The sequence below is a fragment of the Ectopseudomonas composti genome (assembly GCF_900115475.1).
GTDB lineage: Bacteria > Pseudomonadota > Gammaproteobacteria > Pseudomonadales > Pseudomonadaceae > Aquipseudomonas > Aquipseudomonas composti.
Genome location: NZ_FOWP01000001.1, coordinates 137073 through 152764, shown reverse-complemented (window position 1 = coordinate 152764; position 15692 = coordinate 137073). Strand labels below are relative to the sequence as shown.

Below are 15692 nucleotides of genomic sequence, written 5' to 3'. Positions count from 1 at the left end.
CAGCACGGAAGTGAATGTCCTGGCGCGCCTGTTCTCGGCGTTGTTGCGCTGGGGGCTGGGGCTTTGCGCTGCTTTGCTGGTGCTGGCGGCGCTGTATGTCAGCCTGGGCCGTGAGCTGGTGCCGCTGGTGGCTGAGTATCGGCTGGAGCTGGAGGACCGTGCCTCCGCGCAACTGGGTGTGCCTGTGCGCATCGGTCGCCTCGAAGGGCGATGGCAGGGTTTCGCCCCGGTGTTGGTTGCGCATGATGTGAGCCTGGGCAACGAGGATGACGGCCTTAGCCTGGAACGCGTGCAGTTGGTGCCGGATGTCGGCGGGAGTCTGCTGGCACGCCAGCCGCGCGTCGCCCACCTGCAATTCGACGGCCTGCAATTGAACCTGCAGCAGAACGCCGAGGGTGGCTGGCAGTTGCAGGGTGTGCCAAAGCGTAGCGGCCCCGAGCTGGACGTCGAGCGTCTGCTGGAACAACTGCAGATGGTGCACCACATCAGCCTGCTCGATAGCCGCGTGGTCGTGCAGCCGTACGATCAACAGCCACTGCTGCTCAGTTACGTCAACCTGAGCCTGAGTTATGGCAGCAACAGTCAACGCCTCGATGGTCGTCTGCTACTGCCTGATGGGCAGCCGGTCGCGCTGCGCCTGCGCACACGCATGCAGCCCAAGACCTGGCGCGAGGCGCAGTCCGAGCTCTATCTGAGCCTGCCGCAGAGCGACTGGGCGGCCTGGCTGCCAAAATCGCTGCTCGGTGATTGGCAGGTACAGCACCTGAAGGCCGGCGGAGAGCTTTGGTTGGAAGGCCATGGCCTGGCCCTGGACAAGGGCGCCTTGCGCCTGCATGCCCCCGAGCTGGTGGGCGGGCAGGCCAAGCTCAAGGCCGTGACCCTCAAGGACCTGGCCTTCAACGCCTTCTTCGCTCGGGATGAGCAGGGCGTGCGGGCGCAGATCGACTCCCTGGCTCTGACCCATGCTGAGCAGCGCATCGGCGAACTGCATCTGAATCTGAAACAGAAAGATGTGGGCGAGGCTGACGAGCGCTGGGCACTGACTGCCGACCGCCTCGATCTTGCAGCCTGGGCGCCGCTGGTGCAGGCGCTGGTGCCGATGCCCGACAGTGTCCGCGAGGTTCTGGCCGCGCTGGCTCCGGTTGGTGCGGTCAACAACCTGTTGCTTGATTACTACCCGCAGCATGCAGGCGCCGACCGCCTGCAGTTTGCCGTCAATCTGGACAAGGTGGGCATCCAGGCCTATCACGGTGCACCGGCTGCCGAGAACGTCAGTGGCAGCGCATCGGGCAATATGTTCCAGGGCGAGTTGCGCCTGAACAGCGAAAACTTTGCCCTGCATCTGGATCAGCTGTTCCCCAAACCCTGGCGCTACCGCCATGCTCAGGCGCGCTTGAGCTGGGACTGGAGCGAAACCGGCCTGACCCTGTACAGCCCCTACATGCGTGTCGATGGCGAGGAGGGACAGGTCGCCGGTGACATGCTGATCCGCCTGCTGCGCGATCCCGAGGCTGAGGACTACATGGACCTGCGCGTCGGCATGCGCGATGGCGATGCGTCCTTTACCGAGAAGTATCTGCCGAGCCGCGCGCCCGGCATGAGCGCCGAGCTCGATCATTGGCTGAAGACGGCGATCCGTGCGGGTCACGTCGAGGAGGGCTACTTCCAGTACCAGGGCTCGCTGCACAAAGGCGCACCGTTGGGTGCACGCAGCCTCAGCCTGTTCTTCAAGGTCAAGGACGCCGAGATGGCCTTCCAGCCAGGCTGGCCTTCGCTGCGTGAGGGTGTGGGTGAGGTGCTGATCGAAGACGACGCGGTACGCGTGCGCCTGCAGAGCGGGCGCTTGCAGGACAGCCAGGTCAGTGATGTCGTGGCCAATATCCCGCTGTTGCACGACGGCAAACCACCACGCCTGCAACTCGACGGCAAGGTGCAGAGCAGCCTGAGCGATGCCATCAAGCTGTTGCAGGAGGCCCCGCTGGGAACGGCGGACATCTTCGAAGGCTGGCAGGGTGAAGGGCCTCTGGCCGGACGACTGCAGCTGGATATTCCGCTGCACAAAGGAGAGAAACCCGGCGTGGTGGTGGATTTCGCCACCGAGGGCGCCAGGCTCAAACTGGGCAATCCCGATCTGCAGTTGAGCAAGGTGCAGGGCGCGTTTCGTTTCGACAGTGCGGCCGGATTGAGCGCGCCAGACGTTCGCGCCGAAGTTTTCGGCCGCCAGGTGCGCGGCAAGATCAGCGCCGAGGGCGCGCGCGGGCAAGCGCGTACGTTGTTCGACCTGCGCGGACAGGTCCAGGTCGATACCCTCAGCCAGTGGCTGGGTGGCCCGCAGAAGCTTCCCGTCAGCGGCCTGCTGCCTTATCGCCTGCGGCTGACCCTGGATGGCGATGACAGCAAGCTGCGCGTCGACTCCAACTTGCGCGGTGTGGCAGTCGATCTACCGGCCCCCTTTGGCAAGGCGGCGGATCAGGAGCGTGACGCCAGCTGGCGCATGACCCTTGCCGGGCGTGAGCGCCGTTATTGGGCGGATTACGCTGATCTGGCCAGCTTGAGTCTGGCTGCACCTCCGGGCGCGTTGGCAGACGGCCGCGGCGAAGTGGTGCTTGGTGGGGGCGCGGCAGGTTTGCCGCCTGGTCAGGGGCTGCGTGTGCGTGGACGCCTGGACGAGCTGGACCTGGACGCCTGGCAGCAGCTCGGCACGAATCATCCGGTCAAGGTGGACGCAGACAGCCAGCGCTTGTTCAGAAGTGCACGCCTGGATATCGGACGCTTTCGCGGTTTCGGCCAGGAAGTCGAGCAACTGACGCTTGGCCTGGCGCGTGAAGGTCAGGCGTGGGCCTTGCAGCTCGACAGTGAGTTGGCTGCTGGGCGTGTGCTGCTGGCCGATGCCGACGGTGTACCGATTCGCATCGAGCTGCAGCATGTGCGTTTGCCGGCAGCGGATCCTGATGCGGTGAAGGACGCGGATGCGCCAGATCCGCTGGCCGATGTCGACCCGCGCAAGATTCCGGCGCTGGATATCCGCATCGAGCGCGTACAGCGCGGTGACAAGGTACTGGGCAGTTGGTCGCTCAAGGTACGTCCGGAGGCGCAGGGTGTGCGCTTCGATGAGCTCGACCTCGATCTTCAAGGGTTGAAGATCGGCGGTAGTGCTGGTTGGCGAGGCACGCCAGGCAATACGCGCAGCTGGTACAAGGGACGCCTGCAGGGCAAGGACCTCAGCGATATTCTCAAGGCCTGGGATTTCGCCCCCAGCGTCACCAGTGAAAGTTTCCGGGTGGATGCCGATGGCAACTGGCCCGGCTCGCCTGCTTGGTTCTCGCTCAAGCGTTTCTCCGGCAATCTCGACCCCTCGCTGCGCAAAGGTCAGTTCGTCGAGGTGCAGGGCTCGGCCCAGGCACTGCGCGTATTTGGTCTGCTCAACTTCAACTCCATCGGCCGCCGCCTGCGTCTGGACTTCTCCGACCTGCTCGGCAAGGGCCTGAGTTATGACCGGGTCAAAGGCAACCTGCAGGCCACCAATGGCCTGTTCGTCACCCGTGAGCCGATCACCCTGACCGGGCCTTCGAGCAATCTGGAGCTTAACGGCAATCTGGACATGCGTGACGAGCGCATCGATGCCAAATTGCTGGTGACCCTGCCGGTGACCAACAACCTGCCGCTGGCGGCGTTGATCGTCGGTGCCCCGGCGATTGGTGGGGCGTTGTTCGTGGTGGACAAGTTGCTTGGCGACAAGGTCGCCCGCTTCGCCAGCGTGCAGTACGACGTCAAGGGTTCCCTGCAGGATCCGGATCTCAGCTTCGACAAGCCTTTCGAAAAACCGCAATGACGTCGCGTCTTGGCGTAGGCTGTTACACCGAGCCGTAAAGAGTGTCGCCATGAATCTCGCTGTAATCCAGATGGTCAGCCAGGACGATGTGCAAGCCAATCTGCGCCTGGCTCGTCGCCTGCTGGAGCGCGCCGCGCAGGGCGGTGCGCGCCTCGCCGTGCTACCGGAGAACTTCGCGGCCATGGGGCGCCGTGATCTGGCTGCCATCGGTCGTGCTGAAGCCTTGGGCGAAGGGCCGATCCTGCCTTGGTTGAAAAGGGCCGCGCGCGACCTCAGCTTATGGATAGTGGCCGGCACTCTACCGTTGCCACCAGACGATGATGCCGACGGCAAGTCGCACGCCTGCTCGCTGTTGATCGACGATCAGGGTGAGCGCGCCGCCCGCTACGACAAGCTGCACCTGTTCGATGTCGACGTGGCTGACAACCGTGGCCGTTATCGCGAGTCCGACGATTTTGCCCATGGGCAGCGTGTCGTGGTAGCGGATACGCCGGTAGGGCGCCTGGGCCTGAGCGTGTGCTACGACTTGCGCTTCCCCGAGCTGTTCGGTGCGTTACGTGAAGCGGGTGCTGAGCTGATCAGCGTACCGGCAGCGTTCACGGCGGTCACTGGCGCCGCGCACTGGCAGGTGCTGACGCGCGCCCGTGCCATCGAAACCCAGTGTTATGTGCTGGCGGCCGGGCAGGGTGGTGAGCATCCAGGGCAGCGCATGACCTTTGGCCATTCGGCGATCATTGACCCTTGGGGCAATGTCCTGACCGAACAGGATCAAGGTGAAGCCGCGTTGCTGGCTTCTCGCGATGCGGCCGAGCAGGCAAGCATTCGCCAGCGCATGCCGGTGCAGCAGCACCGCCGATTCTTTTCATCGGATGTACCGCGTCCGATCGTTGTGGAGTGATCATGAATACGATGTTGCAATCCGTCAGCGAGCACCTGCTGGCCCCCGGTAACCTGACGCTCGATAGCCTCAGCAGCGTGCTGGGCGAGGTCGCAGGGCCAGGTATCGATGCAGCCGATCTTTACTTCCAGAACCAGGTTTCGGAAACCTGGGTGTTGGAGGATGGCATCGTCAAGGAAGGTAGCTTCAATCTGGACCAGGGTGTGGGGGTACGCGCCCAGTCTGGCGAGAAAACCGGTTTCGCCTACAGCAACGCGATCAGCCTCGATGCGCTGACGCAAGCCGCCCAGGCCGCGCGTTCGATCTCTCGCGCTGGTCAGCAGGGCCGTGTACAGGCTTTCGTCAGCCCGCAGGTGACCCAGCTGTATGCCGAGGGCAACCCGCTGGACGTCATGGGTCGTGCCGAGAAAGTCGAGCTGCTGCAGCGTATTGACCGCGCCACGCGCGCGCTCGACCCGCGGATCAAGCAGGTCACCGTGAGCCTGGCCGGTGTCTGGGATCGCATTCTGGTGGCGGCGCATGACGGCAGCCTGAGCGCCGATATCCGCCCATTGGTGCGTTTCAACGTCAGTGTCATCGTCGAGCAGAACGGCCGTCGCGAGCGCGGTGGGCATGGCGGCGGCGGGCGTACCGACTACCGCTATTTCATGGAGGAAGACCGCGCCATGGGCTATGCCCGTGAGGCCCTGCGCCAGGCGCTGGTCAACCTCGAAGCCATTCCCGCGCCGGCCGGCACGCTGCCGGTGGTAATGGGCGCGGGCTGGTCCGGCGTCCTGCTGCACGAGGCGGTCGGCCACGGTCTGGAAGGCGATTTCAATCGCAAGGGCAGTTCGGCTTACAGCGGCAAGGTGGGTGAGAAGGTTGCTTCCAGCCTCTGCACCATCGTCGATGATGGCACTCTGGCTGGGCGTCGTGGCTCGCTCAGTGTCGATGACGAAGGCACGCCGACCCAGTGCACTACGCTGATCGAGAACGGCGTGCTCAAGGGCTACATGCAAGACAAGCTGAACGCGCGCCTGATGGGCGTAGCCGCCACCGGTAACGGTCGTCGTGAATCCTACGCGCACCTGCCGATGCCGCGCATGACCAACACCTACATGCTGGCCGGCGAGAGCGACCCGGAGGAAATCATTCGTTCGGTGAAGAAGGGCATCTACTGCGCCAATCTCGGTGGTGGCCAGGTAGATATCACCAGCGGCAAGTTCGTGTTCTCCACCAGCGAGGCGTACCTGATCGAGGACGGCAAGATCACGGCGCCGGTCAAAGGCGCGACACTGATTGGCAATGGTCCGGAGGCCATGAGCCGGGTGTCCATGGTCGGCAATGACCTGGCGCTGGACAGCGGTGTGGGTACGTGCGGCAAGGATGGTCAGTCGGTGCCGGTGGGCGTCGGTCAGCCGACGTTGAAGATCGATGCGATCACCGTTGGCGGCACAGGAGCCTGATGCTAGAGGCACTGCTCAGCTTGGTGTTCGAAGTGGTGCTGTACGGCAAGGGCTATTGGACGTTACAGCTGGTGTCAGCGGGTCGGATCCAGCCAAAGCGTTGGAATGATAGCCTGGTCGCGCTGGTCGGTTTAGTGGCCACGTTGGCCTGGTGCGTGCCACTGCTGCTGTGGCTGGCAAGCTTGAGGTGAGTACGTGGATGCACTCACCTCAAGCCGGTTTCAACGCAAGCCGCGATGGATTTCGTCGAGTTCGCGGATGTACTTGAACACCTTGCGTGCTGCGGCCGGCGGCTTGTTGCGTGCGGCCTCATGTTGAGCATGACGGACCAAGCCGCGCAGGTGCTGGACGTCGGCGTCGGGGTAGAGCTCGACGAAGCTTTCCAGCGCGCTGTCGCCCTCAACGATCAGGCGGTCACGCCAGCGTTCGAGGGCATGAAAGCGCTCGTTGTACTCGCGGGTGGAGCTGTCCACTTGATCGAGCATGGCGATGATCGCGTCGACATCCTGTTCGCGCATCAGCTTGCCGATGAACTGGATGTGGCGTTTGCGCGCGGCGTTAGCGGTATGTTTCGGTGCTTCGGCGAGGGCGCGGCGTAGGGCATCGGTCAGTGGCATCTTGGCCAGCAGATCCGCCTTGAGCGTGGTCAGTCGCTCGCCAAGCTCCTGCAGGGCATGCAGTTCGCGTTTGACCTGGGATTTGCTCTTCTCCAGGGAGAAGTCGTCGTAGGAATCAGACATGGGGTGGGTCCAGAGGGAAACGCCGCCATGATAGCAGTAACCGTGACAGCCGGCCCGTGGGCGGGCTGTCGAGAGTAGGCCTTGGGTTTCGTACAAAGAGTGCCTGCGCCAAGATAATCGGGAGTGGTTATGAGTGAAGTAGAACGCATCGGTCCGCAGGCCTTGCCGGCGTTACAAGAGCAGGTGGAGGCAATTCTCGCCGAAGCCAAGCGCCAGGGTGCCAGTGCCTGCGAGGTCGCGGTCTCGGCTGGTCAGGGTTTGTCCACCACGGTGCGCCAGGGCGAGGTGGAGACCGTCGAGTTCAATCGTGATCAGGGTTTCGGTATCACGCTCTACGTCGGTCAGCGCAAGGGCTCGGCCAGCACCTCGGCCACCGGTATCGAGGCCATTCGTGAGACTGTGGCTGCGGCCCTGGCGATTGCCAAACATACCAGCGAGGACGAGTGCTCCGGCCTGGCTGATGCCGCGCTGATGGCGCGCGAGCTGCCTGAGCTCGATCTCTATCACCCCTGGTCGATCACCCCGGAGCAGGCCGTCGAGCAGGCTCTGGCTTGTGAGGCCGCGGCTTTCGCTGCTGATGCGCGGATCAAGAATGCCGATGGCACCAGTCTCAATACCCACCAGGGCTGCCGCGTGTATGGCAACAGCCACGGTTTCATCGGCGGCTACGCCAGTACCCGTCACAGCCTGAGCTGCGTGATGATCGCCGAGGGGGATGGGCAGATGCAGCGCGACTACTGGTACGACGTCAACCGTCAGGGTGAATTGCTGGCCGACGCGGCGGGTATCGGTCAGCGTGCCGCCGAGCGTACGGTACGTCGCCTCGGTGCGCGCCCGGTGCCGACCTGTGAGGTGCCGGTGCTGTTCGCGGCCGAGTTGGCCGGCGGGTTGTTCAGTCACCTGCTGGCGGCGATCTCTGGCGGCAACTTGTACCGTCAGTCTTCGTTTCTCGAGGGGGCCCTCGGTCAACGTCTATTCCCCGAATGGCTGAGCCTCGACGAGCGTCCGCATTTGCCGCGCGCGCTGGGCAGTGCCACCTTCGATGGTGACGGCCTGGCCACGTACGCCAAACCGTTCGTGGAGAAGGGCGAGCTGGTCTCCTACGTGCTCGGTACCTACTCCGGGCGCAAGCTGGGCCTGCCGAGCACCGCCAACTCCGGTGGTGTGCACAACCTGTTCGTCACCCATGGCGATGAGGATCAACAGGCGCTGATCCGCCGCATGGGGCGTGGTTTGCTGGTCACCGAGCTGATGGGGCAGGGGCTGAATCTGGTGACGGGCGATTACTCGCGTGGCGCAGCGGGCTTCTGGGTCGAAAATGGCGAAATCCAGTTCCCGGTGCAGGAGGTAACCATCGCTGGCAATCTGCGCGACATGTTCCGGCAGATCGTTGCGGTCGGTCGTGATCTGGAGCGACGCGGCAATATCTGCACCGGCTCGGTGCTGATCGAGAAGATGACCGTCGCCGGCAGTTGAGGTCGGCAGAAGCGACAAGGCCACCTGCGGGTGGCCTTGTTGTTTGTCGGAAGTGGAGTTACTCGCCTTCGTCGAAGTAGTTTTCGATCAGGCCGACCAGGGCATTCATCGCCTGTTCGTCTTGCTCGCCTTCGGTCAACAGGTGCACGTTGGTGCCCTTGCCGGCGGCTAGCATCATCACCGCCATGATGCTCTTGCCGTCTACCAGACTCTCGGTACTGCGACCGATGCGCACCTGGCAAGGATAGGTGCTCGCCACACCAACGAATTTCGCAGCCGCACGGGCATGCAGGCCAAGCTTGTTGATGATGGTGATTTCACGTGCTGGCATCGCGGCAGGGTTCCTTAGCTGAGGTCGCGGTGACGCACCTGGACGTTCTTCAGCGAGTGTTTGAGTGCCTGGCTGAGGCGGTTGGCCAGGTATACCGAGCGGTGATGGCCGCCAGTGCAGCCGATGGCGATGGTGACATAGGCGCGGTTGCTGGCGGCAAAGCGCGGTAGCCATTTTTCCAGGTAGGCGAGGATGTCCTGATACATTTCTTCGACTTCTGGTTGAGCGGCCAGGTAATCGATCACTGGCTGATCCAGTCCGGAGTGGTCGCGCAGTTCCGGCTTCCAATAGGGGTTAGGCAGGCAGCGCGCATCGAATACCAGGTCGGCATCGACCGGCATGCCGCGTTTGAAGCCGAAAGACTCGACGAGAAAGGCAGTACCGGTCTGAGTCTGGCCCAGCAAGCGCAGCTTGAGGGTGTCGCGCAACTGGTAGAGATTCAGGCGTGTGGTATCGATCTTCAGGTCGGCACGATCAGTGATTGGCGCGAGCAACTGGCTTTCGTAGGCAATGGCCTCCGCGAGCGAGCGATTGTCGTTGGTCAGCGGGTGACGCCTGCGCGTTTCGGAGAAACGCTTGAGCAGCGTCTCGTCTTCCGCATCGAGATAAAGCACGTCGCAACGGATATTGCGTTTGCGCACTTCATCGAGCAATTCGGGAAAGCGCTTGAGCTGGCTCAGCAGGTTGCGCGCATCAATGGAGACGGCCACTTGCGGTAGCAGCATGTCACTGTGCGGCAGGAAGCGCTCGGCCAGGTCCGGAAGCAAGCCGGCCGGCAGGTTGTCGATACAGTAGAAACCGTTGTCCTCAAGTACATCGAGGGCGGTGCTCTTGCCCGAGCCCGAGCGACCGCTGACGATGATCAGACGCATATTCAGTGACCGTTCTGAATGTCCACGACAACCTGATAGAGATCTTCGCCGCTGTTGGCCTGGCGCAGACGTTCACGTACATCCTGGCGGTCGAGCATGCTGGCGATCTGGCGCAGCAGTTCCAGGTGCGCATCGGTTGCTGCCTCCGGCACCAGCAGTACGAAGAGCAGATCGACAGGCGCGCCGTCGATGGCGTCGAAGTCAACGGCGGTTTCCAGGTGCAACACAGCGCTGATTGGTGCACTGCAGCCGGCCAGGCGGCAATGCGGAATGGCGATGCCGTTGCCGAAGCCGGTGGAACCAAGCTTCTCGCGGGCGATGAGGCTTTCGAAGATGTCCTGGGCGTCCAGGTCTGGCAGGTCGCGTGCAACCAGATTGGCGATCTGTTCGAGCACACGTTTCTTGCTGCCACCCGGCACGTTCACCAGGGAACGGCCGGGGGTCAGGATATTTTCAAGTCGGATCATGGGTGGGGAATGTTAGCGGGCCGTAGCGCCTTGCAGGCGTTCGAGCTGCTTTTCCTTGTGCTTGATGAGTTGACGGTCGAGTTTATCGGCCAACAGGTCGATGGCAGCATACATATCCTGATGTTCGGCATTGGCGACAACTTCGCCGCCGGCAACATGCAGGGTGGCTTCGATCTTCTGCTTGAGTTTTTCGACCTCCATGGTCACCTGTACGTTGGTGATCTTGTCGAAGTGGCGTTCCAGTCGGCCCAGTTTCTCGCCGATATAGTCACGCAGGGCGTCGGTCACATCCAGCTGATGTCCACTGATGTTGACTTGCATACCGCTTTCTCCTTGTTGCCTTGTGTAAGAGACGGGTCTGGTTCGACCCGCCACCGGAACACGTTGGCCTGAAGGCTTGAGGCCTTCAGTCGATCTGGCCTACATCAGTCGCTTGCGCTCACTGGAGGGCGCTATGCCGAGGGACTCGCGATACTTGGCGACTGTCCGACGGGCGACTTGGATGCCTTGTGCCTCCAGTAAACCAGCGATCTTGCTGTCGCTCAACGGCTTTTTCGCGTTTTCTGCTGCAACCAGTTTTTTGATGATCGCGCGGATCGCGGTGGACGAGCATTCACCGCCTTCCGAGGTGCTGACGTGGCTGGAAAAGAAATATTTCAGCTCGTAAATGCCGCGTGGGGTGTGCATGAATTTCTGCGTGGTAACGCGCGAGATAGTCGACTCGTGCATGCCCACCGCTTCGGCGATGTCGTGCAGGACCAAAGGCTTCATCGCCTCGTCGCCGTAGTCGAGGAAGCCGCGTTGATGCTCGACGATCTGCGTGGCCACCTTCATCAGTGTTTCGTTGCGGCTCTGCAGGCTCTTGATGAACCAGCGCGCTTCCTGCAACTGATTGCGCATGAAGGTGTTGTCGGCACTGGAGTCGGCGCGTTTGACGAAGCCGGCATACTGCGGGTTGACCCTCAGGCGGGGCATCGCCTCCTGGTTAAGCTCGACCAGCCAGCGGTCGTTGTGCTTGCGCACGATCACGTCGGGTACAACGTACTCCGGTTCGCTGGATTCGATCTGCGAGCCCGGGCGCGGATTCAGACGCTGGATCAGGTCGATGACCTGGCGCAGTTCGTCCTCTTTGAGTTTGGTGCGCCGCATCAACTGGGCGTAATCGCGGCTGCCGAGCAGTTCCAGGTAGTCAGCGACCACGCGTTGGGTTTCGCTGAGCCAGGGGGTGTTGGCAGGCAGTTGGCGCAGTTGCAGTAGCAGGCACTCACGCAAGTCGCGGGCACCGATACCGGCCGGCTCGAACTGCTGGATGCGGTGCAGCACCACTTCCACTTCGTCCAGTTCGATATCCAGCTCGGGGTCGAAAGACTCGGTCACTTCCTCGAGGGTTTCCTCGAGATAGCCATCGCTATTGATGCAGTCGATCAGGGTGGCAGCGATCAGGCGATCCTTGTCCGACATGGGCGCCAGGTTAAGTTGCCAGAGCAGGTGGCTGTGCAGGCTCTCGCCGCTGGATGTGCGGGTGGTGAAGTCCCACTCGTCATCATCGTTGCTGGGCAGGCTGCTGGCACTGGTCTGGTAGATGTCTTCCCAGGCGGTATCGACTGGCAGCTCGTTGGGAATGCGCTCGCCCCACTCGCCTTCTTCCAGGTTGTCCACCGTGGGGGTGGTTTCCTGGAAGCTTTCTTCCTTGCTCGGAGTCGGAGTGGCGCTTTCGGCGCCATCAGCCATTGGGTCGCTGTTGTCGAAGTCGTCGCCTTCTTCCTGGCGCTCGAGCATGGGATTGGATTCCAGCGCCTCCTGGATTTCCTGTTGCAGGTCCAGGGTCGACAGTTGGAGGAGGCGGATAGCCTGTTGCAGCTGCGGTGTCATCGTCAGCTGCTGGCCCATCTTGAGGACTAGCGATGGTTTCATTGCAGACCTTAATTTACTGGCGAGTTACGCCTTCCACATCAGGGCGCCGGAGCGCCGCCAGGAAGCAAATTATATGCCTGAATTTCTGGTTTTTGCCTAGGGGTTGCAATATTTCTGTAGCGAAATAGCCGCGACCTACAGGCTGTGTGAAAGCGCAGTAGTTTTCACGCAGCCTGCTACAGGCGGAATTCGTGGCCCAGATATACCTCTTTCACCGTCTGGTTGGCGAGGATGGTCTCGGCGTCACCTTCGGCAATCAGCTGTCCATCGTTGACGATGTAGGCGGTTTCGCAGATATCCAGGGTTTCGCGCACGTTGTGATCGGTGATTAGGATGCCGATGCCCTTGGTCTTGAGGTGGTGAATGATCTGCTTGATGTCACCAACCGAGATCGGGTCGACGCCGGCAAAGGGCTCGTCGAGCAGAATGAACTTGGGGTTGGTCGCCAGGGCGCGGGCAATCTCCACGCGGCGGCGCTCTCCACCGGACAGGCTCATGCCGAGGCTGTCGGCGATATGGTGGATGTGGAACTCCTGCAGCAGGTTTTCCAGCTCCGCCTGGCGTCCGGCGCGGTCAAGGTCTTTGCGCGTCTCGAGGATGGCCATGATGTTGTCGGCCACCGACAGCTTGCGGAAGATCGACGCCTCCTGCGGCAGATAGCCGATGCCGGCGCGCGCGCGACCGTGCATGGGCTGGTGGCTGACATCGAGGTCGTCGATCAGCACGCGGCCCTGATCGGCGCGCACCAGGCCGACGATCATGTAGAAACAGGTGGTCTTGCCGGCGCCATTGGGGCCGAGCAGGCCGACGATCTGGCCGCTTTCGATGCTCAGGCTGACGTCACGCACGACCTGGCGGCTCTTGTAGCTTTTCGCCAGGTGTTGGGCTTTGAGAATGGCCATTACTGCTGCTGATCCGCGGGTTTGTTCTTCGGTTGGATGACCATGTCGATACGCGGGCGCGGCGTACTGACGTTACCGCCTGTAGCGCGGCCGGCGTTGACGATCTGGCGGCGGGTGTCATAGACGATCTTCTCGCCTTCGAAGGTATTGCCTTCCTGAATCACCTTGGCCTGATCGATCAATACGATGCGCTCGTTGCTGGCAAAGTACTGGATGGTCTTGCCGTAGGCCTTGACGATGTCTTTGTCCACTGCGGGCTTCTGCTCGTAGTAGGCGAGGTTGCCGACCGAGGTAAACACATCGATATCGCCACTGGTGGTCTGCGTGATGGTCACGGTATCACCCGTGATCTTCAGGGTGCCCTGAGTGATGATTACATCACCGCGATAAACGGCTACACCTTGCTTGTCATCCAGCTCGGCGCTGTCGGCCTGGATGCGGATCGGTTGATCGCGATCCGATGGCAGTGCCCAGGCAGCCGCGCTTCCCAATGCGGCGCCGAGGCTGAGAATCAGGGGGAGGGTATTAACGAACCTCATGCTGGCCTCTTACGTTGGACTGCAGGAGCATCCTGCCGTCATTCAAGTACGCTTTCATTCCTTGTGCCGTGGTTACCCCGTTGGCCGCGACGATTCTAACGGCTTGCTCGGTCTGCGCATATTCCTTGTCAGGAATAACGGTCATGCGGCTGCTGGTGATGATGGTTGGACGGTTCTTGGCGTCGGTGCGCGCGATGCGCACGTCGTCGATCAGTTCTACCTCGACGCCGCCAGGCGAGACTTCGGCACGCTGGCTGGTGACCTTCCACGGCAGCTCGGTGCCGCGGTAAAGGTCCAGCTTGGGCGTGTCGATCAGGGTGATGTCGGTGCTCTTGATGTGTTCGAGCTTGTCCGCGGTCATGCGGTAGTGCAGTTTGCCGTCATCCTGAAACTGCACGGTGCGCGCGCCGACGGCGTAGAAGTCGACGACATTGTCATCGCTGGCCTGCTGAGCCTGGCGGCCGCTGTCCGGTGCGAGGTTCCAGTAGCCGAGTGCAGCTACCACGACTGCAATCAGGGCAAAGATCAGGGTGTTGAAGATTTTACGCGGCATGCTGTTCTCTACAGGTAGGCGGCCTGGGCCGCGTCCAGTGTGCCCTGGGCACGCATGATCAGTTCGCAGAATTCCCGTGCCGCGCCGTCACCGCCGCGTGCCTGGGTTACGCCATGGGCGTGCTGGCGAACGAAACCGTCAGCGCTGGCCACGGCCATGCCTAATCCGACACGGCGAATGACCGGAAGGTCCGGCAGGTCGTCACCGAGGTAGGCGACCTGTTCATAGCTTAGGCCGAGTTCGGCGAGCAGGCCGTCGAGTACCACGAGTTTGTCTTCGCGGCCCTGGAACAGGTGCTGGATGCCCAGGTTGTTGGCGCGGCGCTCGACCACCGGGGTCTTGCGCCCGCTGATGATGGCAGTGCGTACGCCCGAGTTGATCAGCATCTTGATACCGTGGCCGTCGAGCGTGTTGAACGTCTTGAACTCGCTGCCATCTTCGAGGAAATACAGGCGGCCATCGGTAAGCACGCCATCGACGTCGAAGATTGCCAGTTTGATGGCGCGGGCGCGTTGCAGCAGGTCGTTCATCACATTACTCCCGCGCGCAGCAGGTCGCCGAGGTTGAACGCGCCGATGGGGCGATCGTCACCGTCGACCACCACCAGGGCGCTGATCTTGTTGTCTTCCATGATCTTCAGGGCCTCGGCGGCGAGCATCTCGGCGTGGACGGTCTTGCCGTGCGGCGTCATCACATCGTCGATACAGGCATCGCGTACGTCGATGCCCTTGTCCAGTGCACGACGCAGGTCGCCGTCGGTGAAGATTCCTGCCAGATGACCGTCACTCTCCAGGATCGTGGTCATGCCCAGGCCCTTCTGAGTCATCTCCAGCAGCGCGTTACGCAGGCTGGTGCCGCGTGTGACCTGAGGCAGGCTTTCGCCGCTGTGCATCACGTTCTCTACCTTGAGTAGCAGGCGTCGGCCGAGTGCGCCGCCGGGGTGTGAGAAGGCGAAGTCTTCGGCAGTGAAGCCGCGGGCCTCCAGCAGGGCGATGGCCAGAGCGTCGCCCAGTACCAGGCTGGCGGTGGTCGAAGAGGTCGGTGCGAGGTTCAGTGGGCAGGCTTCCTGCGAGACGCGTGCGTCGAGATTGACCTCAGCGGCCTTGGCCAATGGAGAATCCGGGTTGCCGGTCATGCTGATTAGGCGGATGCCGAGGCGTTTGATCAGTGGCAGCAGGGTGACGATCTCGGCGGTCGAGCCCGAGTTCGAGAGCGCCAGGACGATGTCGTCCTTGGTGATCATGCCCATGTCGCCGTGGCTGGCTTCTGCCGGGTGGACGAAGAAAGACGTGGTGCCGGTGCTGGCCAGAGTCGCAGCGATCTTGTTGCCGATATGCCCGGACTTGCCCATGCCAACCACGACCACGCGGCCCTTGCAGCTGAGAATCAGCTCGCAGGCCTTGATGAAATCGGCATTGATTCGGGGCAATAGCTCTTGCACCGCCTCGAGTTCGAGGCGGATGGTGCGTTGCGCGGAATCAATCAGGTCGCGGGTCTGGTTCATGCTAGGTAAGGCTGTCAGGCGAAAAAAGACGACGATTATAACGGGAAAAGCTTCCCGCGCTCACCTTTGCTGCGTGTGGGTCGTGTCGATACTGTCGCAAGTCTGAACGCCGCGCTGGGGCGCTATTGGGCGGCATGTATGGCAAATGCTATAGTTCGCGGCCATTTTGGCCCCCTCTGGCTGGCGCGTGTCCTTGCTTCTGGAGGCGGCGTCTGCCAG

The 15692-nt window shown here is 62.1% G+C and carries 16 protein-coding genes; 5 read left to right on the top strand and 11 right to left on the bottom strand.

Annotated features, from left to right (window positions below):
* Window positions 1-10 precede the first annotated feature (10 nt).
* Genes BM059_RS00745 through BM059_RS00730 form a run of 4 tightly spaced genes read left to right on the top strand, consistent with a single transcriptional unit; the run spans window position 11 to window position 6366 of the window.
* Entirely contained in the window at window positions 11-3832 is a 3822-nt protein-coding gene (locus BM059_RS00745) for a YhdP family protein (protein WP_074936048.1), read from the top strand.
* 49 nt (window positions 3833-3881) lie between these two features.
* On the top strand, window positions 3882-4730 hold the full coding sequence (locus tag BM059_RS00740) for a carbon-nitrogen hydrolase family protein (RefSeq protein WP_074936045.1): 849 nt from the start codon (window positions 3882-3884) through the stop codon (window positions 4728-4730).
* Window positions 4731-4732: 2 nt separating this feature from the next.
* Window positions 4733-6175 (top strand): metalloprotease TldD, encoded by a 1443-nt coding sequence (gene tldD, locus BM059_RS00735; protein ID WP_074936043.1) that lies wholly within the window; start codon window positions 4733-4735, stop codon window positions 6173-6175.
* Window positions 6175-6366 (top strand): hypothetical protein, encoded by a 192-nt coding sequence (locus tag BM059_RS00730; RefSeq protein WP_074936041.1) that lies wholly within the window; start codon window positions 6175-6177, stop codon window positions 6364-6366. Before tldD ends, BM059_RS00730 begins: the two co-directional genes overlap by 1 nt.
* Before the next feature lie 30 nt (window positions 6367-6396).
* Here BM059_RS00730 and yjgA read toward each other — a convergent pair whose 3' ends face one another.
* Complete coding sequence (yjgA, locus tag BM059_RS00725) at window positions 6397-6915, bottom strand: ribosome biogenesis factor YjgA (RefSeq protein WP_037000571.1); 519 nt, start codon at window positions 6913-6915, stop codon at window positions 6397-6399.
* Window positions 6916-7044: 129 nt separating this feature from the next.
* On the opposite strand from yjgA, the gene pmbA reads away from it, so the two are divergent.
* Window positions 7045-8391 (top strand): metalloprotease PmbA, encoded by a 1347-nt coding sequence (gene pmbA, locus BM059_RS00720; RefSeq protein ID WP_037000572.1) that lies wholly within the window; start codon window positions 7045-7047, stop codon window positions 8389-8391.
* 58 nt (window positions 8392-8449) lie between these two features.
* On the opposite strand, the gene BM059_RS00715 is transcribed toward pmbA, so the two are convergent.
* The 10 genes from BM059_RS00715 to BM059_RS00670 all read right to left on the bottom strand — a co-directional run bounded on the left by BM059_RS00715 (window position 8450) and on the right by BM059_RS00670 (window position 15473).
* Entirely contained in the window at window positions 8450-8722 is a 273-nt protein-coding gene (locus tag BM059_RS00715; RefSeq protein ID WP_037000573.1) for an HPr family phosphocarrier protein, read from the bottom strand.
* A 14-nt stretch (window positions 8723-8736) separates the two neighbouring features.
* On the bottom strand, window positions 8737-9594 hold the full coding sequence (gene rapZ, locus BM059_RS00710) for an RNase adapter RapZ (protein ID WP_037000576.1): 858 nt from the start codon (window positions 9592-9594) through the stop codon (window positions 8737-8739).
* 2 nt (window positions 9595-9596) lie between these two features.
* A complete protein-coding gene (gene ptsN / locus BM059_RS00705) occupies window positions 9597-10061 on the bottom strand; it encodes a PTS IIA-like nitrogen regulatory protein PtsN (RefSeq protein WP_037000578.1) in 465 nt (154 codons plus the stop codon).
* Window positions 10062-10073: 12 nt separating this feature from the next.
* Window positions 10074-10382 (bottom strand): ribosome hibernation-promoting factor, HPF/YfiA family, encoded by a 309-nt coding sequence (hpf, locus tag BM059_RS00700; protein ID WP_003242873.1) that lies wholly within the window; start codon window positions 10380-10382, stop codon window positions 10074-10076.
* Window positions 10383-10481: 99 nt separating this feature from the next.
* A complete protein-coding gene (locus BM059_RS00695) occupies window positions 10482-11975 on the bottom strand; it encodes an RNA polymerase factor sigma-54 (RefSeq protein WP_037000579.1) in 1494 nt (497 codons plus the stop codon).
* A gap of 176 nt (window positions 11976-12151) precedes the next feature.
* Window positions 12152-12877, bottom strand: coding sequence for an LPS export ABC transporter ATP-binding protein (gene lptB, locus BM059_RS00690; RefSeq protein ID WP_013714100.1), 726 nt, complete (start codon window positions 12875-12877; stop codon window positions 12152-12154).
* The gene (gene lptA, locus BM059_RS00685; protein WP_037000581.1) at window positions 12877-13416 is read right to left on the bottom strand and encodes a lipopolysaccharide transport periplasmic protein LptA; all 540 of its coding nucleotides are present in this window, start codon (window positions 13414-13416) and stop codon (window positions 12877-12879) included. Before lptA ends, lptB begins: the two co-directional genes overlap by 1 nt.
* The gene (gene lptC / locus BM059_RS00680; protein ID WP_074936039.1) at window positions 13403-13969 is read right to left on the bottom strand and encodes an LPS export ABC transporter periplasmic protein LptC; all 567 of its coding nucleotides are present in this window, start codon (window positions 13967-13969) and stop codon (window positions 13403-13405) included. The genes lptA and lptC overlap by 14 nt, the downstream gene beginning before the upstream one ends.
* 8 nt (window positions 13970-13977) lie before the next feature.
* On the bottom strand, window positions 13978-14499 hold the full coding sequence (locus tag BM059_RS00675; RefSeq protein ID WP_037000585.1) for a KdsC family phosphatase: 522 nt from the start codon (window positions 14497-14499) through the stop codon (window positions 13978-13980).
* On the bottom strand, window positions 14499-15473 hold the full coding sequence (locus BM059_RS00670; protein WP_037000588.1) for a KpsF/GutQ family sugar-phosphate isomerase: 975 nt from the start codon (window positions 15471-15473) through the stop codon (window positions 14499-14501). The genes BM059_RS00675 and BM059_RS00670 overlap by 1 nt, the downstream gene beginning before the upstream one ends.
* Window positions 15474-15692: the final 219 nt, after the last annotated feature.